This window comes from Legionella qingyii (assembly GCF_003990155.1).
GTDB classification, from domain to species: Bacteria; Pseudomonadota; Gammaproteobacteria; order Legionellales; family Legionellaceae; genus Legionella; species Legionella qingyii.
In genome coordinates this window covers 1-19955 of sequence record NZ_RZGX01000027.1, presented here as the reverse complement: position 1 = coordinate 19955, position 19955 = coordinate 1, and the positions used below count along the sequence as shown (strand labels likewise).

Genomic DNA, 19955 nt, shown 5'->3' with positions numbered 1-19955 from the left:
GGTTATATTTGATCAATAAAGTATATCCATTTATAACTTAACGGATAGAGAGCTGGATCTTGACAAGTCATCTTCACTAGGTTGATATTTCTGCAATTGATGACTCATGAAACCGACAACTTTATCAGCAATCGCCTGACTGTACACAGTTACCTTTTTTTCCTCTTTAGGATGCTTGAGTTTAACTTCTGCTAATTCAATAGATAATTTGTCAGCCCATTCCTTACATAAGTAAAAATTACTATCTATTTTGTATAATGGAGCGAGATATTGGCCATTTGTCATTTTAAAAGTTTTAATGATTTGATTGATTGTTTCTGTTGTTACTTTAGTAACGATGTCCGGTATTAATTCCTTTTTGCTACCCGTTATTTGTTGATCTAATAGAGTGAATATTAGGGCCTGGAATGAATGAAAATCCATGATAACAGGTGCATTAATACTCAATGAATGATTTAATTGTGTGCTTAATTCTGCATTAGATTCTTCAACAATCCCAGACTCAATAATCAATTGGGTAAGCTTTTTTAATTGTGCATGTATGGCTTCAAGAACTTCTTCAGGCTGTTTGAGTACAAGCTTTCGTAATGAAATGATTTCAGGCAGGGTATTTATTTCATTATCACTGAGCGCAAGCTCCGGAGGTAATTCAGGGTTAATGAATATATTAAACTTCATCAACATTAATTCGGCACGCAAAGCACGAGCCTTTTCTATTGCATATTTTTGTAGTGCTGCATTTAACTTTGGTGTTTCTTCAGTTTCAAATTCTGTTGGCTTGTTATTAAAATTACCATTGAGCATTGCTTCTAATACTGCATTTTGAAAATAATGAAAAACCAGTTCTCTGTTAATTTGAATACCTTCTTTGGAATACCAACTCACATAGATTGGGTCAAGAACATCCAATAAAGCTCGGATTTCTTTGATTACCTTTGCCTTTAAAGGATAAAGTCGACGATTTTTTTCATACTGAACCATAATATTAAATGCCAATGAAGACTTCAGAAATATGGCGCCTCGTGCTTTAGCATCATTGCTGGTTTTTTCTTCGAAATAGTTTTCATATGCAACTGTATCTCCCCATAAAGAACACGTAGATTGATCGTTTTTGATTAATTCATTCAAAGTAATACGCGTAAAAAGAGAGAGGTTAGTACTGCTTAAACTTAAGCTGCGTCTGGGCTTTGACGTGGAAGCAACTTCCTGGATTTTATCTTTTTGATATTGGAAAAAAGAACTTTTTTGCCTTGAAATAGTTGCTTTAGACCCCGTGATTTTATCCTTTAGTTCGCGAATATGATCTAAGATTTGATATACTTTATCAAAAATTTTGATGTCCCTAATGATAATTTCGTCCTTATCATATGTTATACCAGGAAATTTTTTAAATAGATCAAGCGACATTTTAGGTACAAATTGAACTTGAGTATCTTTTTTAATGCAATACATTAGGCAAGTGGCTTGATTGCTTTTTTCATTCAATTCCCAAACGAATGGGTTGCCTTCAAATGTAATATCTGGAAAATAAATCTTCATATGAAATGCACTCTAGTTAAAAAATTGCATGGTACGAATTACCTACTGAACAAGCAAGTACATCTCTATATTTTTAAATTAAGGACAAAAAATTATATGTGAGCAAAGGAGGGGGATTGTTTAGATTAATAATAAAGCACAGAACATGTACTTATCATTGATGAGTATTCCCTGCTAGTTGTGATTTTGAAATACAAACATTCCATTGATTGTGTCATTTCTAGTTCATGCTAACCAATCGAACAATAGAGGGCAAACAAAAATCTTACTCTAATTTTACTATTTTAGTCATACGTAATAATTTATTGATCTTAATTTCCAAAGAGCTACACTCCATCATAAGCAAATTCAGCATCAAAGCTAACAAATTTTTATCTTCTTTTGAGTATATCTCCGCAACGGCCATTAATTTACGCTTAGGTTTTAATTGAGAAAGATTTTCTTTTAACTCGATTAAAGTATTACTTAAAAAAACAAGGCTCTCTTCATCCTGCTCGTTGATTTTAACTTCCTCATAAAGGATTAACGCGATTATTGAGGCATAATAACGGAAAATATGGCGGAGTGATTGCAGAATATCTGTTGCAACTTGCGTATATTGAGAGTCCTTTCCAATTTCGACTCGTGCTTCATTAATTAACGTTTGAAAACGCAGAATAAGTGCCGCAATATTAGATTCACATTGTTCTAAATATTGGCGTAAATCTGTTTTTGAATTATCCAGGCTTGCAAGATAAACCGATAAAGTTGCATATTCAGTTAAAAATTTTTGTATTTCTAAAATGAGAACTTTTGTTGCGCGAGTTGGAAAAAAAAAACGTAATGTAAAGATGCCGATTAATATACCAATAATTACATTTGTAGGTCGCATAAACACATAGGTAAAATTATTATAATTAATAAGACAAATGGCGAGAGTTACAGTGCCTAAAATTCCAATATAACTTTTTTTAGTTCCTAAAAATAAATAAGTATATAAAAAGATTCCAATAATAAATCCAATAAGATTCATAATATAAGTATTATGAAAGAGCAAAATAATAATCAGGCTATATAATGCGCTGCTAAGGGTTGCGATGGCTCGCATTGAACATCGAGTCAATGAAGCTCCAATTGTATGTTGTTCAAACAAAACGATAAATAAAGAAATATAAACCCAGGTTGGCTCAACAATATTGAAATACGTCGTAATGATCAAAGCGATAATCAGGCTGATGGCCATACGTGCAGCCATTATTGTTTTTTCGGATGTCACTTCCATAAGAAAATTATACCTTAATAATGACATAACAAGTTGCTCCAACAGGCAGCGGATAATGTTTGGGGTCATAATCATCGAGCTTAATCTGTACTGGAAAACGCTGAGGCAGAAGTAACCAATTATTCGTATCATTGGTTACAGTTTGTAGCTGAGTCTTGGGGTTTGTAATTTGACGATTAGCAGCCCAAGCCCTTGATACTACCGTTCCATGGTACAATTTCGTCCCAAAGTACATTCGGGGAATAATATAGACCTTCGCTCCTGTCTTTACCATACGCAAATCCAGCTCAGTAAAATTTGCTTGAATGAAAAAATCATCCGTATCAACAAAAGAAAATATAGGTTTATTAATTTCAATGGGCGTCCCCAAGGATAGATACATATTTTGAATGCGACCATTACTTTGTGCATAAACAGTCGTGTGTTCTAAATTAACCTTGGCATAACGTGTTTTATAAATTAACGATTTGATTTTGTGTTGTATACTCTGAATATTTCTTTCATCCAAGCTTATTTGTTGTTTTTGCATGTTCACTTTGGCCAAACTGCCACGATCTTCATATTGCAAATCCTTGACATTAATTTCAGATATTGCCCCAGATTTTAAAACTGCCTTATTTCGAAGATAATTTAAGTGAATTCTATTATATTCTTGAAGGTATTGTATGAGTAATTGCTTATCTTTTTGTAATTGATATTGCAAGCTTTGAAGATCCTCTTTTGCAGTAAGAGTCTCCTCAACTAACCTATTATAAATGAGCTTATAAGGTTCTTGGAAAACGGTAAACAAAGGCTGTCCCTTATGAACATATTGCTCATTTTTGACGTATAAATCAGTAATGTATCCACTGACAATAGCAGCTACAGGACGAATATTTGCAACGACAAATGCATTATTGGTAAACGGTATTAAAAAGGAAAAAAAGTAATATAAAACTGCAAGTAAGGCTAGGGATAACACAACTGTATAAGGTTTTAACTTTCGAAGTTTTTGTGTTACCATTTTTTTACGTCAGTCATGTTATTTTTATGGAAGTCGTTTAATTGCGCATCCTGGCCACACTAATTATTTTAGTCATGACAAGTGCGCTGGTTGCATGCATGCCAAGCACAAAAAATTCACGTCTTACGTCGATTCCTATTCCTAAGTATCTGAAAGACTCAAGTAATCATCATGCATTAAATCAGCTTCCTTATCAAGCTTGGTGGCAAGATTTTAAAGACCCTTTTCTTAATCAACTTGTAGATACAGCGCTTCTTTACAATAATAATGTGACGATAGCCAAACGATCGATTCATGTTGCCCATGCTGAACTACAAACGATTCGCTTAAATTGGCTTCCGGGGCTGAATATTTTAATGGGTTTCTCTCAAGATCCCGCTTTAGGCAATCCAGGGGTCTTTTATGGTGCTCTACCTAGCTATTACCAAAATTTTGTTGCTCTTTATTTTCAGCAAAAAAAAGCAGAATTTGTCTTGCAACGTTCTAAAGCATATTATCTTGGTGTGCGTTTGACGGTCATTGGAGAAGTTATTAGTAGTTATTTTTCTCTACTCGCATGGCATCATCAATTAGCGCTACTGAAGCAAATTGAACAGGATTATAAAGAACTATTAGCATCGTTAGAAATAGCAAAAAAACATGGATTAGCAAATAATTTGCAATTATTAACTTTGACAAGCCAATTACAGAGCATTCTAGGTCAGCAAAAACAAGTACAAAACAATATTATCGCAAGTGAGAATGCTTTACGTTACTTAATCAATCAGCCTCCAGGAGAAATAAATTCAAGCCAATTATTTATTAACTTACCAAGTAAAGCAGTGCTACTGAATAAGATTAATACTCAAGTAATACTCCGACGTCCGGATGTAATGGTGGCCTTAACGTCTCTGCTTGCAGCATGTAGTGGAGTCAATGTTGCAGAATCTCAACTCCTTCCAGCCCTAACCCTAGATTATTTTTGGGGGAAAGCGAGCTTAAATGGCACATTTAAGAGTCCTACACATGCAGCACCTTATGGAGATATGTATGCAACATTTAACTTATCTCCCTCAATATTTGGACAAATTATCACAAGTAAGGCGACTTTTAATAGAAGTCTAGCGGAATATAACAATACCATCCAAAATGCATTGCGCCTGATTGCTAATAGTATCGCTGCCAATCAAAAGCTTATGGCCAAATATAATGAAGACTATCTCTCTCTAGCATCATTGAGGAAAAGATATCAACTACAACAGGACCTCTATCATAAAGGTCTTATCAGCCATAATGATTTGTTATACAGCAGGGTTGAAATTAAACAACAAGACTACAGATTAACCATTAGCAAATTAGAACAGTTATTTAGTTTTATCAGCCTTTATGAAGAATTAGCTGCAGGTATATTTTATCAGGAGCAGGACCTGGCAGATTATAATCCAAAAGTGCCTTAGACGCGCTTTCTCAGATTGTAACCTCTTATTTTTCCAGGCAAAAATTTTGATTTTCTACCTCTTGGAATAATATATTCTCTACAGGAAACTGACTAATTTATCAGCAATTACTTGGTTATAAGTGCTTCATTTGTCTCATTATTAGGTTTTTGAGTTTAAATTCTGCTGCTACTGTTGGTTCCTTTTGTACATTTAACTTAAAATAATGCCTCTTTTTTTCATTATATTTTGTAAAATATAGGCGAAAAAATACATGATAATACCCAGTCCCATGGCACAGACCCCGAGAACAAAATAATAGTTTTGGTAATAAGGCAGACTTTCTATAGGAGAATGAATTGTATTGGGAATAGCAACCCAAGCAGCAATTCTTCCGGAGATAGCATGTGCCAAAGAACTGGCGAGATACCATACACCCATAGCAAAGGCAATTGATTTTTTATCACAATATAGACCTACCATGCTTAAACCAATTGCACTGACCCATAATTCTGCAATAGAAATGAGTATATAGGTTAAAGCAATATAGTTGCCATTAATTATCCCAGTGGTGGTGGTCGTAGCAGCAAATGACATCACTAAAAGAGCAATACCTGCAAGCGCAGTACCGGAGGCGAATTGATAGGGAATGGTAAAGCGGGGAAATATTTTATAGAAACGAGGTAATTGGCTGCCAATAGCTAAGATAAGTAATGGATTCAATATTTGATAATGAGCTGGTGAAACAGTTAAACCAAACAAATTATGGTCGGAATTATTTTCAGCAAATAAAATTAATGTGCTATTCATTTGGTTGTAGATAACAAAAAATACTACGGCTTCTACGATGAGCAGCAAAGCGACCATTTGTTTGTCACGTACAACACCTTTAAGTGTTAGCGTTTTTCTTAGAAACCATACAATTCCTATACCACACCCTGTGGCGATGATCGTGCTGGCAATATAAACATGAGAATAGGCAAATAAAGTCAGTGTATAAATAGTAGCTATATAAGCAATTAAGCGAAATATGCTTGATTTGGATAATTTAGATTGATCTTTACCCCAAATGACATTTTCATAAATGGAATAGCGCTTTGCAAAATTTAAAGCAGCAATTGATTTGCCGACGAAGGTCAAGGTAAGGATAGAAAGCGGACCATAACGGCTTTCAAAGAGTACTGGAGCAATTAAAGTCGCTAATAATGCGCCCACATTAATTGCTATGTAATAGTAAGTCATGGCCGATTTTGCTTTAATGGCATCATCTGAATAGATATGCGATACCATGCTTGAAGAGGTTCCCATCAAAAGGGAGTTGGTGGCAGGAATAAATGCATAAGCAGCAATAAAAAAAGTATCTCCCAGAGAGTTTACAGTGTATCCACTAATCATAACGAGCAAATAAGCACAGGCCAATAGAATGCTTCCAAGAAGTATGGATCTTCTAATCCCCACAACAGTATCAGCCATATACCCACCTAACATGGGCATCAGATAACCCATTGCATGAGCTACTCCAATAAATGCATATGCTTTGGCCTGGCTATATCCTAAACCTTGAGACCATACAGGGCGGGTTAAAAATAAAACTAATATGGTGTTCAATGCATATACAGAGAATTGGCTCCAGAAGGTAATAAATATGATGTTATTGGCTTGTTTTTGTCGGAGAGCCAATTCAGGTAAATAATTCTTCACATCTTGAGAAATCATTTTTCCTACCTCACTATCCAAAGATAATTATCAGATTATCATTTTCTGGCAAGAACGACATCAATTATGTGTGTGTCATGATAGGGAAAAGTGAATATTTTACTAAAAAGACGTTTAAGTCTTTGAATTAAAAATATTTTCGGTAACATCCTAATAGATAAAGTATTGAGAAACCAGGTTCCTTCAATACCGAAAAGGGCTAATTCATCAATAGTATTTAGAGTGATGGGTATTTCCAGACGTTGATGAGCGATGACTTCAAATTGATGTTGTTTGAATGCTTGCATCAATTCATTATTGTTCGCAGCAACAGTGGTGCTTTTTACAATGGATTTGTAATAATGTCCAACAACACTGCTTAAAATAGAGTCTTCTGTAATAAATTCGGCTAAACGTTGTTGAGCGACTGGAAATGAATCATAAGTTGTAGTAATCATAGAAAAATGACCATTTGCTCGCGTCAGTAATTTGGCCTCATGGAATAAAACTTTAATCGGAATATAAGCGTTAATAAAGTGAGCCAGAATTAAATCTTGGCTATGGGGCGGTAAGAATTTGCTTGCTTGTGCGGCGCTACCTTCAATGGTGATTAGGGGTAATGTCTCACGGGCATGTTTTAACATCTCTGCAGAAACATCAATTCCTGTGAACTCTGCCTGTGGCATAACTTGTTGTAGTTTTTTTAAAAATGCGCCATCGCCAACCCCCAAATCAAGTATTTTATAATGAGGTTTCACTCCCAAATAAAAACGCTTCATTTGCTCAATTGCTACTTGATGACTCTGGCTAATCGCACCAAAACGATTGGCCATGGCATAGTTTTCAGCGATGTTGTTGTACATGGCCTTTAAGGACATGCAAAATTTCCTGTTTAATAAGGTTCGGTAAGTATATCTCTAAATGAAGGAAATTTGCGACTGGTGAACAAGGAAAAATTAACTAATTCGTTTTTTTGACTTGCTAATTTTTATTTTGAGGGTATATTTTCACGTGTTTTTCAAAAAATCGGACATGATATTTACCCTAATTGGGGGTAAATAGGAGTCTCATCTTGAGGGTAGATAAGTACAAAATGTTCACGCAATTAACAACTAATTTAGTGATCTGATTGCTTTTAGATGAGCCAGATTAAAATTTTTTGCATGAAATACCATAAAAAGAGATAATTTAACCGTTTTCTTAATACTCTGTTAATAATCACAGTGTAAAATTAAACACGTATAGCAAATATTTTTTTTGTTTTTAGTCGTTTTGGCTATCAAGAATACCATGGATAGCGTTCTGTGGAGGAATAGATAGCTGCTTTGTTAGGGAGATTTTTATGTTAATTTTGACTCGGCGTATTGGTGAAACCTTAATTATTGGTGATGATGTTAATATTACCGTGCTAGGTGTAAAAGGAAACCAGGTTCGCCTAGGTATCAATGCACCTAAAGATGTATCTGTCCATCGTGAAGAAATTTATTTACGCATACAACAAGAAAAACAATCAGACGAGTCTGAAGAAGCAGTATAAATCGATTTCCTCGCAGTTCATCCAGTTCCGAGCACTTAAAAACGCTCGGGACGAACTTTAATTTTTATACAATCCCCTCATATTTAGTAACTTCTAATAATTATTCATGAAGCGACGTATCACCTGACGAGAGAAAATGCTTTGTTCCTGATTCATCTTGAAGTATTAATTGTCCTAGCTGATTAATTCCACAAGCAACTCCAGATAGAGTATCTAAAGATTGAGTTACTTTAATTTTTTTTCCAAACAGATAATCCGATTTATTCCATTCATCCATAAAGCAGTTAAGCTCATGATGTATAAATTTGGTTAAATAGCGTTCTAAATTGATAATTAGTTTTGCAATAAGCACATTACGATCAAAATATTGTTTGGTTATTTCATATAATGAGCACCAGGGCTTATCTGGAAGAGGATGGTTTTGTGTATCAGTATTGACGTTTAAGCCGACTCCTATGATGACTTGAATATTGCCATTAGATTCAGCCAATATTTCAATCAAACTACCGCATAATTTTTTGTGAGTCCACAAAATATCATTTGGCCATTTAATTTTGATATTGTATGATACATCTAATTCATTTAACGTTGCTAAAATGGCCAAACTGGCTACCAGGCTTAATCCTGAAAGTTTGGTCAAGTCGTAGTTGAGATTCCAGCGGCTCGAGCAATAAATATTTTCACCAAATGGCGAGTGCCAGTGACGCCCAAACCGACCTCGCCCCTGAGTTTGAATTTCAGCGCAACAAATATCTACATTATTTGAAGGAGGCAAATCTTTAAGATAGCGATTTGTAGAATCAATGGAGGTAACTACATGCACTTTGAATGGAGTCAATTGTGATTGCAACGTGAGATGCTCCATAATGTGTTCTTTCTTTAACAAAATAAGTGGGTAGGGGAGCTGATAACCTTGATGTCTTATCCTTTCGACAGGGATCCCTGACTCAATTAATTGATTAATTTGTTTCCAAATTGCCGAGCGCGTAATACCTATAGCTGCTCCCAATTCAGAACCACTATGGCAGCGTCCATCGCCAAGTAACTGTAATAATGTGAGTTGTGAAGGAGTGAAGTGCATTGATGTAAACCTAAAAAATCAAGTTGTTATTTTGCTCTAGATGAATAAATCCATGTCTTATCTCCCTTATAGTAGGATGATGACATAACGCTCCACTGCAAGCGACTTCAGGCATGAAAGAGCGTAATTGCCAAGTCATGTTATGCAATGGATCATTCACCAATTGCTTGGTTGGCATGGATATGGGAACACTAAAATGTTTAGTCGGATATGAAAGGCCTAAGCCACAAGCTTTAATAAAGGCTTCTTTTTGTGCCCAAACATGAAAGAAAATAGCAGGTTTTAGAGCAAGAGGTACTTTAATAAATTCTTCATATTCCTGATCAGAAAATAAATTTTTCGCAATCCCTTCATAGGGTCGAGCGGAATATTTTTCTATGTCTACGCCCATGGGAAAGTTTTTTCCTACTGCAAGTAATGCCAAATCCCCAGTATGACTGATGTTAAATTGCAGCTTTGTTGCATTAATGACATCGGGTTTTCCATGAGCATTATAGGTAAATTCCAGTTGGTCCGGTGACGTATTTAGATAATTTGCCAATATGACTCTCATCGTTGCTCTGGCGGTAGAGAAACGCCGTTTGTGTCTGCTGAAATAAAATCGTTCTGCACGCGCCTGCTCATCACGATTTAAGAGTTCGTATGCATTTTTAAATTCATGTGCTAAAGAAAATTGCCAAAGATCAATTCGAGCTTCGTTTAAGACGCAGTTTTCTGTATTTAAAGGGTTGAATCCAGTAATGATCATATGCTTTGTTTGAATCTGGCATCAATTGTCGGTTAAGGTTATCATATACCATGATATTTAATTCACCAAAGAGTATTCAATGAGCCGACAATTTTTGGATTTTGAGCAACCCATCGAAGAGTTGAATCAAAAAATTGAAGCACTTCGCATGATAGGTCATGATAACGAAGTGAATTTAAGTGATGAAATAGCGCGACTTCAAGCAAAATGTTCTGAACTAACCTCACAAGTTTTTTCAAACCTGGAGCCTTGGCAAGTTGCACAAATGGCAAGGCATCCGCTGAGACCACAAACTACAGATTATATCGAACGTATTTTTACTGACTTCCAGGAACTGCACGGTGATAGAAGTTGTTCTTCAGCCCCTGCAATTATTGGCGGCTTGGCGCGTTTGAATGGTGAGCCGGTGATGGTACTTGGTCATCAGAAAGGTAAACGAACTAAAGAAAAGGTATACCGTAATTTTGGTATGGCTCGCCCAGAGGAGTATCGAAAAGCCTTACGTTTGATGAATATGGCTGAAAAATTCAAATTACCTGTGTTTACATTTATTGATACAGCTGGAGCATATCCTGGGATTGGTGCTGAGGAACGCAATCAATCTGAAGCAATTGCTCGAAATCTGTTTGTGATGTCACGTCTTAAAACGCCAATTATCTGTGTGGTAACTGGTGAAGCAGGATCTGGAGGTGCATTAGCAATTGGGGTTGGTGATCGAATATTAATGCTCCAATTTGGCATTTACTCAGTAATTTCCCCTGAGGGGTGTGCTTCGATTCTTTGGAAAGATGCATCTAAAGCTAGTGAAGCTGCACGTGCGATGAGGATCACAGCAGATAAGATTCTGGAAAATAAGTTAATTGATATGATAGTTCCTGAACCATTAGGTGGGGCTCATCGTAATGTTGATGACATGGCTGCACGATTAAAAGATATTTTAGTTAGCGAATTACGTACTCTAAAGAAATTAACTTTAGAGCAGTTGGTCGAAAATCGATACCAAAAATTTATGGCTATGGGGGCAACAGATTAAACCTTTATTAAGTGCCGAGTGGTTTTCTCGCCTAAGTCATTTTAATAAATTAATTGTAGGTTTTAGTGGTGGGCTTGACTCAACAGTGCTCTTGCATGTTCTTGCTTCCCACCCGGCTTTACTTGCTAAATTGGTCGCAGTGCATGTTAATCATGGTATTAGTGCTAATGCATCTCTTTGGCAAGTACACTGCCAACAGTTTTGCCAGGATTTAAGCATTTCTTTAATTACCCAGTCAGTGCAATTTGATCGTTCTGCTAATGTTGAAGAAGGTGCGCGTATTGCACGTTATGCCGTTTTTTCTTCTCTGATGGCGGAACAAGATTGCTTGATTTTAGGGCATCATCTAGACGATCAAGCAGAAACAGTACTTTTACAACTATTTAGAGGGGCTGGAATAGACGGGTTGGCCGCTATGTCTGATTTTAGTCAACTTGAAATAGGAACAATTGCCAGACCTTTTTTAAACCATTCCCGTGAGCAATTGAAACATTATGCTGATGTGCATCAATTAAGTTGGATTGAAGATGAGAGCAATCAAGATATCAGCTATTCCCGCAATTATCTTCGTCAGCAAATAATACCTTTGTTGCAAAGAAAATGGCCTGGAGTTGTCGGTAATATTGCAAGAACAGCGCTTCATTGCCAACAGGCGAAACGAAATCTAGACATACTGGCATCTCAAGATATGGTTTTGGAAGATAATAAGGAAGCATTAACAAATAATATTTTATTTATCAGTCCATTAAACAAACTCAGCCGTGATCGTATTGCGAATGTACTTAGAGTCTGGTTGAAGAATAATCAGGTCCAATTACCTTCAACGGCTACTTTTGGGCGATTGATTGATGAAGTAATCTTCGCAGGTCTAGATGCGGTACCAGAAGTGAGTTGGGGGGAAGTAACAGTACGTCGTTATCAAAAATATTTATATTTAGATAAAAAAAACATAGGTACCTTGATTTCATCTGTTGAATGGTCTTCATTTCCTTTGCCTTTACTGCTCCCTGATGTCGGCATTAATTTATTGGCGAAAAAAAACAGGCAGGGATTGGTGATTCCTCCAGATACAAAAATATTTGTCCGATTTAGACAAGGAGGTGAAGAGTTTTTTTGGCATGGTCAGACCAAACGGTTAAAAAAACTATTCCAGGAATGGGGGATTCCACCTTGGTTGAGAGAGCAAGTTCCCTTGGTTTATTTTAATGATAAACTCGCAGCGGTAGTCGGTTATGCAATGAGTGATTTATTTTTTTCTAAAGAACATCCTGACGCTTGGATTTTTATTAATTGATATCATTGTGTCTGGGGGGAATAGAGACTTGAGTTGATTTGCCTCCAGCCTCTATTGGGGATCCAAATTAGAAGCCTAGACGACCATTTTCTATATCAAATCGTTCATTTGGGGCAAAGTCAGTATCTCGTTCATATGCGATTTCCATTGCATTATTCACATTGTCCCTAATCTCTTGTGCACTCTTTGCCAAGCCATTTTGCTTGAAGAAGAGATATTGAGATAAAACGTGTCGTGCTGTTGGACTTTGTGCTAATTTTTTTTGAGTTTCGGAAATAAGATCAAGTTCTCCATCTTCGTTCATCCACTCGTGTGCTTTAACTTTCATTACTCACCTCTGTTTTAAAAAAGAACGCCATGATACATGATAAAGCACAAAACTCAAGTATCAATCAATTGAAATTTATATAAAATTTTGCTTGCGTTTAAAAAAATATTTCGATTTTTATTAATCTCATTTAGATTAATAAAATAAATAAAATCTCAAAGTGTTCACCATGAAAAGCATCTCGGAAATTAAAGAACTGCTAGTCCTTTGTGATACCCCAGCCAATATTTCAGCAGACCTTATGGCATTTTTCTTATATTTAAAAGAAATGAAACGTGAAAAAAATTATAAATTTAAAGCATTCGCAATGTGCAGCGATGAGATAGATTTATTACACGAACTCATTGAGCATATGATTGAATATTGCAACAAAGATCTACGATTTCAAATCGCTATTTCAAAATGGGATGGAAGTGAGCAATTAAATCATTGGTCTTTTTTAGAGTTTAATTTTAAGAGAACCAATAGTTCTCGCACATTGGATATTCTGATTTGTGATCCATTGGGTTTCGAGCAGTCGCTGGTTTTAACTAATTTATTAAGCAGCAAGATGAGATTTGGTAATTTAAGTAAAAAATGCTCACTGACAGTCTATATCCCTACAGATATTTTGCAAATTAAAGGTCGTATCTGTGCTTATTTTGTTACCGATAGCATTTCGATGTTATCGAATCAAGATAGGTACTGTCCAATTTATGATTATATGAACTCCCATCAGCAAAAGGAAAAAAATCGATTAGCAGTTGATACGTTGAACCGTTTTCGCATGTCTATGGTGTGTTGTTATATGGAAGATGAGCTTGATAGTATGTATCAGTTTAATATGGTTATTAGTTCTTTGCCTGTTCGGCTTTTACGCACGAAACAATTGATTAGTGATTTAGAACGTGAAGTTCGAGACTCTGAGTTTAAAGAAGAAATTGTGAACGGCAAAGGGGAGACAGCATGGGGATCTATTGATAGAAACTTATTCTTTGTTAAAGATCGCCAGAGCGAAGAGCAACATAGAAATATGAGGGTTAATAAAAAAATGGAGAAGTTGGTAGGAATGGCTAGTGAAGCATCCTCTTCATTAAGTTCCTCAGAGGATGTTCAACTGATTAATGAAGGAATACAAAAACATCGTATATCCGGTCTAGAAAAACTAATCAAACAACACAGTGATCAATGTGCTTTAAGTTGTTCTTAGCACTCCGGTAAATTCACTGCCAAACCTCCCATAGAGGTTTCCTTATAAATGCTTTGCATGTCCATGCCAGTTTGTTTCATAGTTTTGATTACTTTATCTAAAGAAATTTGATGTTGACCATCACCAATAAGAGCCATTCGCGTTGCATTCACTGCTTTTACTGCACCCATAGCGTTCCGTTCAATACAAGGTATTTGTACCAAGCCTAATACTGGATCACAGGTCATACCTAAATGATGCTCCATAGCAATTTCTGCTGCATTTTCTACTTGAGCTACAGTTCCACCAAGAACAGCAGTAAGACCTGCTGCAGCCATTGAAGAGGCAACACCCACTTCACCTTGGCATCCTACTTCAGCGCCAGAAATGGATGCGCCTTTTTTATAAAGTATGCCTATCGCTGCGGCAGTTAGGAAATAAGTGTATATATCTTCATGGTTCATTTTATCGTGTGCGCGTTGACAATATTTAAGCACGGCTGGAATAATGCCCGCGGCACCATTGGTAGGTGCAGTAACGATACGCCCGCCTGCTGCATTTTCCTCGTTCACGGCCATGGCATAAAGATTTAACAAGTTCATGATATCTGATTGTTCAAAAACGCTTTTCACTCCTTTTTCGCTCATAAGCTTTTTATATAAATCAGGTGCACGTCTTTTTAAATTGAGCCCTCCAGGTAATATACCTTCATGTTGGCATCCATTGGAAATGCAATCATCCATCACTTTAGCAATTGCTAAAATACCGGTATGGATTTCTTCTGTGCTACGCCAGGTTCTTTCATTAATAAGCATTAATTCAGCGATGCTTAAATTATTTTTCTGGCACAGTTCCAAGAGTTGGGTTGCTGTAGAAAAAGGATATGGAGGTGGGTTCGTTTCTTCGGTAGCTTTGGAAAAATCTTCTTCAGTAGTGATAAATCCACCACCAATTGAGTAATAAACTTGTGCAATTAATAAATTATCTTGAGCATCAAAAACAGAAAAACGCATACCATTTGAATGTTTGGGCAATAGCTCTTTTTGCAAAAAGAGAAAATCAGTGGATTCGTTAAATTTAATGTCCTTTTTGCCTGCCAGATTTAGTGTATGAGAACTGAGTATTTCATGCATACGAGGTACCATAGATTCAGGAGCTACAGTCTCGGGTGTTTTATTCTCCAACCCATTTAAAATCGCTTTATCGGTGCCATGGCCTTTTCCGGTTAAAGCAAGTGAACCATAAAGTTCTATTTTTACTCGCTGAACCTCATTCATAAATTGTTTGTCTTCAAGTAATGTTAAAAAGGCATTAGCAGCAAGCATAGGACCTACAGTATGGGAGCTTGACGGGCCGATTCCAATGGAAAATAAATCAAATACACTGATGTTCATGTGTGTTCATCTCTAGTTACAATTAGTGCAAAGTGTAGAGGGATCTTAATTATTTGTCTATTTTAATTATAGTGAACTATTGACTTTGGGATTTGTCATGTATTTCTGGTTGTGTATTTCTGGCTGTGACTCATTCCATGAAGGGATATGTATTAAGATTATCTAATGCACTGAACTTTATAATATAGTTACAATTAATCGTGCTTAAATGCTGGTAATTTCATGTGATTTTAGGCAGAATTATGTTGCATTTTAGTTAGAATGCAATATCTTTCTATATAAAAATGGGAAGATATGCAAAATAGAAAGACTACAAGGGGATTCTTTATGAAGATGAAATTGGTCACTGCAGCCATTATGGGGCTGGCAATGTCTACTGCAATGGCTGCTACTGATGCTACATCGCTTGTTACGGATAAAGATAAATTATCTTATAGTATTGGTGCTGATTTAGGAAAAAATTTCAAAAATCAAGGTATTGATATTAATCCGGAAGCATTGGCTAAAGGAATGCAAGATGGTATGTCTGGTGCCCAATTGATTTTGACCGAACAACAAATGAAAGATGTTCTGAATAAATTTCAGAAAGATCTGATGGCAAAACGCAGTGCGGAGTTTAATAAAAAAGCTGAAGAGAACAAATCTAAAGGCGATGCCTTTTTGTCAGCTAACAAGTCAAAATCTGGTGTAGTTGTATTGCCAAGTGGTTTGCAATATAAAGTTATTGAAGCAGGTACAGGTAATAAGCCTGGTAAATCTGATACAGTAACTGTTGAATACACAGGTACATTAATTGATGGTACTGTATTTGATAGCACTGAAAAAACAGGAAAACCCGCTACATTCCAAGTATCACAAGTAATTCCTGGTTGGACAGAAGCATTGCAATTAATGCCTGCTGGATCTACATGGGAAATTTATGTGCCTTCAGACTTGGCTTATGGTCCACGTAGTGTAGGTGGTCCTATAGGTCCAAATGAAACTTTGATTTTCAAAATTCATTTGATCTCTGTGAAAAAAGCCTAATCAATGAAGAAGGGATTTCCCTCCTTATCATATCCTACTCCTAAAAACAGGAGTAGGATTCTCCCTTAGAGAAGAATTCTACTGCCATTACGAGATCTGCAAGATGAATAAGCGCCTATTTATTGTTTTTATTTTAGGTTTTTCCTCTGGCTTACCAATGGCATTAATCAGCAGTACCTTGCAAGCATGGTTTGCATACAGTGGAATGTCAGTCTTTGCAACTGGAACGTTAAGCCTTATTAGTTTGCCCTATGCCTATCGTATTTTTTGGGGACCTGTTCTGGATCGATATTCTTTATTCAGTATGGGTAAAAGACGAAGTTGGATATTAAGCATGCAATGTTTATTGCTGCTTGGATTTAACTTGATGGCCTGGTTTACTCCAGAACAATATCCTAAATTGATGGCTTTCCTTGCTTTAATATTAGCTTGTTTTTCTGCCACTCAAGATATCGCAATCGATGCGCATCGAGCAGAATATTTACCAGATAGTGAACATGGCTTAGGTGCTTCTCTAGCGGTATTAGGGTACCGGATTGCATTATTGTTATCAGGTGGTTTGGCTTTGGTTATGGCGCAGAAATTCGGCTGGGCATTTACCTATCGTTTTATGGGTATTATGATGGTTGCGGGCATATTTGCTGTCATCTTTAGTCAAGAGCCTAGTGTTGAAATCCAGGAAAAGAATAATTTTGCTTTATCTTATTTAGCTCCGATTAAGGAATTGATATTACGTCCAGGAGTAGTTCCGCTTTTGCTGTTTATTTTTTGTTATAAGTTGGGTGAAGCATTTACAACCACTACAAGTGGAATTGTTATGCCTTTTTTAATTCAAGGACTTGGTTTTTCTTTAGAGACCATTGGTTACATCAATAAAATGTTAGGAGTTGGCGCCATCTTGCTTGGAGGTTTGTGTGCAGGGTTTTTATTGATGCGTCTTTCTTTATATCGTTCATTACTTTTCTTTGGCTTGTTGCAAGCATTGACCAATGTTCTATTTCTTGTTTTAGCCATAATAGGAAAGAACGTTACATTATTAGCGATCGCGGTATTTTTTGATAATTTCGCAGCAGGAATGGGGTCTACAGCCTTGGTTGCTTTATTTATGCGTTTGGTTGACAAACAATATACTGGAACTCAATTTTCGATGCTCGTGGCTTTATCGACGATCCCTCGCATTATTTCCGGACCTGTCGCTGCGAGCATTCAAATGGCAATAGGGTGGGTTGGTTTGTATCAACTTTCTATTTTATTTGCTTTAGCATTTATACCCTTTTTGATTTTGATCAAAGAGCAAACTAAAGAAAATCGACAAGACCTAAATGCTGTAGAAAAAGAAGGTCAATTAAATCCAATACAGTGATGCAGTTGGATTACATGTATTTTTTATTTAATTTGATTACAATTCCACTGACCCCAATTAACAGTAGTCCAATTATAATCAACGTAATTGGCCAGCCTATAGCGTGGGGGAAATGCTGGCTCGAGAAATATAAAATAAAGCACAGAGTAGCCACGCTGGCATTGATAAGTAAGATGCGACTGCTTTCTATAATCGCCATATATATTAAACCACAAGCTAATCCCAAATAGAGTATTTCATAGTACTGATTTTTAACGATGTCGAAGGTTACTAAAAGCAGGACTAATGATGATATAAAAAAGAGTAATCCCGTGATACTTTGGTATTTTGAGTGATTTATAAACGAGCTTACAGCGAGTAAGGAACTGCTGAGAGTAAACCATTTTAAGCGCTCGGATATACCAAGTAATTCAAATACTGCCAGGAAAAACGAATAACAGAAAAATAAAGTAATAAAGGCCAGTGTCGTATGCCTGTTGCTCATAAATGCAATACCATATTGTAAAAAGAGAATGAGGCTGACTACGAGTACCCCCCAAGTAGGCATCAATATGGAAGTATATTGCGACAATAGCGTAAGCAAGCCATCTGCTTCAAGAATTGCAGCAACAGGAAATAATGGGGCTGTGATTTTATAGTGCTTTTCTTGGTAATAAAGACCTAGCAGGAAGAACAAAAATCCAAAACCCAAGTTTAAAATAATGCGGCTATTACCGGCTGTATAAGCAAAAAGAATCCATCCAAATACAAATGTAGTGACTGTAAGAATAAGGGCTTTGTCGGATAAAATAGCAAAGCGTTGATGAATGAAGTAAATAATCGCTATGATTAATATCCACCATATGGGGAGTATCAAATTATATTCTTGCAATAAGATTACTAGTCCTGTTGGTTCAAGAAATAGGGCAATCAAAAATAAAGGTGTCGAAGCTTTTAGATAATTAGGATGTTTCAAGCATAGAAATGCCAAAATAAATGATGAAAAACCAAACCCCAGAGTTAAGGTAACTCGTTCATAGATATTAAAGTCTTGCCATCTCATGACAATCAAAGCACAAATGCCTGCAAAGATGAGTATACCGCCTATATAGCTATAGAGTTTATTCAACCAATTTGTTTGATCTGCAGAGCGTATAACTTGAGCTGGTTTTAATGCTAAAGCTATTTCACTAATGTTGATTTGATAACGTTTGGCGAGTTCAACAATTTTTTGTAATGCGTCTTCTTTATTCATGGCTTAACCCAACCAATAAATTGGACATTATTAGGTGTAACATAACGTCCTGTACCCAGGTTGGATAGTTTAACGCAGGTGGCGCTTTTTTTGAGACAGATCCCGTTATTTCCATAAATACTTCCTCGAAAAAGCTCTGCCAGTAATCCTGTATTAAAATTATTATTATCTGTATACAAAACATAGCCGTCAGGAGATTCTAGTTCAGTATCCAGTTTAAATTGCTTGGCTGACTCTACCATTTCCTCTTTAAAGTTTGAGTTATTGCTAAAACTTGGAATATCTAAAGGTAGTTCCCGTACTTTCTGTGTTTTAGCATCAAATAAATAAAGTTTTTTCATTCCCCAATAGGAGTTATTTTGCACTTTGCTATATTGAGCGACCAATCGATTATTTTTAACGACTAAATTAACTCGCAGAGGAAAAGAGGGGGATGAGGAATCCAAAATCGAAAATAGCAGGCTATAACGCGGTGGAGCCGTTTTAAAAAAAGGAATGTTTGCAATAACAAAAACAAGTATGAGTAGAATTGGCAATGACAGTCCAGCTAGCAAGGTCAGATGACTTTTTATCCACTTGGTCGACATCACAATTCCTTAGCTCACATTGTGCTTCTTTATAGTATAGGCAGATTTTATTTTTATGATTTAAAACAGATAATCAAAAAATTGAAGATTGTCGGTCAATGCCGAGAAAGCCTGCTTTTTTAATTTGTTTGGCTCTACCCCAAAAAAGGGGGCATTTTAATCAAGTTAGTCTAGACTAACCCATTGATTTGACGGTCAAAAGGAAGATTAAAATGCCCAAGAAAGATTGTATCCTAAATTTACCGGGAT

Annotated in this window: 18 protein-coding genes; 7 read left to right on the top strand and 11 right to left on the bottom strand. The window is 36.2% G+C overall.

All coding sequences use genetic code 11. The features are described from left to right. Nucleotides 1–30: 30 nt before the first annotated feature. From ELY20_RS15475 to ELY20_RS15465, 3 genes are all read right to left on the bottom strand, one after another. Complete coding sequence (locus tag ELY20_RS15475; protein ID WP_110143962.1) at nt 31–1539, bottom strand: hypothetical protein; 1509 nt, start codon at nt 1537–1539, stop codon at nt 31–33. Between the two features lie 265 nt (nt 1540–1804). Then, the gene (locus ELY20_RS15470; protein WP_233590628.1) at nt 1805–2827 is read right to left on the bottom strand and encodes an FUSC family protein; all 1023 of its coding nucleotides are present in this window, start codon (nt 2825–2827) and stop codon (nt 1805–1807) included. Next, the gene (locus tag ELY20_RS15465; protein WP_110143963.1) at nt 2808–3803 is read right to left on the bottom strand and encodes an HlyD family secretion protein; all 996 of its coding nucleotides are present in this window, start codon (nt 3801–3803) and stop codon (nt 2808–2810) included. The genes ELY20_RS15470 and ELY20_RS15465 overlap by 20 nt, the downstream gene beginning before the upstream one ends. Nucleotides 3804–3901: 98 nt before the next feature. Between ELY20_RS15465 and ELY20_RS15460 the strand changes: the two genes are divergently transcribed. Continuing rightward, nucleotides 3902–5239: a TolC family protein gene (locus tag ELY20_RS15460; protein ID WP_233590627.1), complete on the top strand. Its 1338-nt coding sequence runs from the start codon at nt 3902–3904 to the stop codon at nt 5237–5239. 192 nt (nt 5240–5431) lie between these two features. On the opposite strand, the gene ELY20_RS15455 is transcribed toward ELY20_RS15460, so the two are convergent. After that, nucleotides 5432–6934 (bottom strand): peptide MFS transporter, encoded by a 1503-nt coding sequence (locus tag ELY20_RS15455; RefSeq protein WP_110143965.1) that lies wholly within the window; start codon nt 6932–6934, stop codon nt 5432–5434. 38 nt (nt 6935–6972) lie between these two features. Further along, nucleotides 6973–7791, bottom strand: coding sequence for a class I SAM-dependent methyltransferase (locus ELY20_RS15450; RefSeq protein WP_110143966.1), 819 nt, complete (start codon nt 7789–7791; stop codon nt 6973–6975). 464 nt (nt 7792–8255) lie between these two features. Between ELY20_RS15450 and csrA the strand changes: the two genes are divergently transcribed. After that, a complete protein-coding gene (gene csrA, locus ELY20_RS15445; protein ID WP_010654169.1) occupies nt 8256–8450 on the top strand; it encodes a carbon storage regulator CsrA in 195 nt (64 codons plus the stop codon). Nucleotides 8451–8550: 100 nt separating this feature from the next. Here csrA and ELY20_RS15440 read toward each other — a convergent pair whose 3' ends face one another. Together ELY20_RS15440 and ELY20_RS15435 are read right to left on the bottom strand one after the other, a co-directional pair. After that, nucleotides 8551–9531: a biotin--[acetyl-CoA-carboxylase] ligase gene (locus ELY20_RS15440; protein WP_110143967.1), complete on the bottom strand. Its 981-nt coding sequence runs from the start codon at nt 9529–9531 to the stop codon at nt 8551–8553. A 10-nt stretch (nt 9532–9541) separates the two neighbouring features. Beyond that, entirely contained in the window at nt 9542–10279 is a 738-nt protein-coding gene (locus ELY20_RS15435; protein ID WP_110143968.1) for a 4'-phosphopantetheinyl transferase family protein, read from the bottom strand. A 79-nt stretch (nt 10280–10358) separates the two neighbouring features. Between ELY20_RS15435 and ELY20_RS15430 the strand changes: the two genes are divergently transcribed. Beyond that, entirely contained in the window at nt 10359–11312 is a 954-nt protein-coding gene (locus ELY20_RS15430) for an acetyl-CoA carboxylase carboxyltransferase subunit alpha (RefSeq protein WP_110143969.1), read from the top strand. Next, a complete protein-coding gene (tilS, locus tag ELY20_RS15425) occupies nt 11308–12606 on the top strand; it encodes a tRNA lysidine(34) synthetase TilS (RefSeq protein WP_199739266.1) in 1299 nt (432 codons plus the stop codon). Before ELY20_RS15430 ends, tilS begins: the two co-directional genes overlap by 5 nt. Nucleotides 12607–12673: 67 nt before the next feature. On the opposite strand, the gene ELY20_RS15420 is transcribed toward tilS, so the two are convergent. Beyond that, nucleotides 12674–12934, bottom strand: coding sequence for a hypothetical protein (locus ELY20_RS15420; RefSeq protein WP_110143971.1), 261 nt, complete (start codon nt 12932–12934; stop codon nt 12674–12676). A 169-nt stretch (nt 12935–13103) separates the two neighbouring features. Here ELY20_RS15420 and ELY20_RS15415 point away from each other — a divergent pair, with 169 nt between their 5' ends. Beyond that, the gene (locus ELY20_RS15415) at nt 13104–14123 is read left to right on the top strand and encodes a hypothetical protein (protein ID WP_110143972.1); all 1020 of its coding nucleotides are present in this window, start codon (nt 13104–13106) and stop codon (nt 14121–14123) included. Here ELY20_RS15415 and ELY20_RS15410 read toward each other — a convergent pair. Then, the gene (locus ELY20_RS15410; RefSeq protein ID WP_110143973.1) at nt 14120–15496 is read right to left on the bottom strand and encodes an L-serine ammonia-lyase; all 1377 of its coding nucleotides are present in this window, start codon (nt 15494–15496) and stop codon (nt 14120–14122) included. The genes ELY20_RS15415 and ELY20_RS15410 overlap by 4 nt on opposite strands. Nucleotides 15497–15823: 327 nt before the next feature. Between ELY20_RS15410 and ELY20_RS15405 the strand changes: the two genes are divergently transcribed. Together ELY20_RS15405 and ELY20_RS15400 are read left to right on the top strand one after the other, a co-directional pair. Beyond that, nucleotides 15824–16522, top strand: a complete 699-nt coding sequence (locus tag ELY20_RS15405; RefSeq protein WP_110143974.1) for an FKBP-type peptidyl-prolyl cis-trans isomerase N-terminal domain-containing protein — start codon at nt 15824–15826, stop codon at nt 16520–16522. Nucleotides 16523–16625: 103 nt separating this feature from the next. After that, nucleotides 16626–17885 carry an AmpG family muropeptide MFS transporter gene (locus tag ELY20_RS15400; protein WP_165831645.1) on the top strand — a complete coding sequence of 420 codons (1260 nt, stop codon included), beginning with the start codon at nt 16626–16628 and terminating at the stop codon, nt 17883–17885. 10 nt (nt 17886–17895) lie between these two features. Here the strand turns inward: ELY20_RS15400 and ELY20_RS15395 are convergent, their stop codons facing one another. Both ELY20_RS15395 and ELY20_RS15390 read right to left on the bottom strand, forming a co-directional pair. Further along, on the bottom strand, nt 17896–19119 hold the full coding sequence (locus tag ELY20_RS15395) for a hypothetical protein (protein ID WP_110143976.1): 1224 nt from the start codon (nt 19117–19119) through the stop codon (nt 17896–17898). After that, on the bottom strand, nt 19116–19706 hold the full coding sequence (locus ELY20_RS15390; protein WP_110143977.1) for a hypothetical protein: 591 nt from the start codon (nt 19704–19706) through the stop codon (nt 19116–19118). Before ELY20_RS15390 ends, ELY20_RS15395 begins: the two co-directional genes overlap by 4 nt. Between the last annotated feature and the right edge of the window lie 249 nt (nt 19707–19955).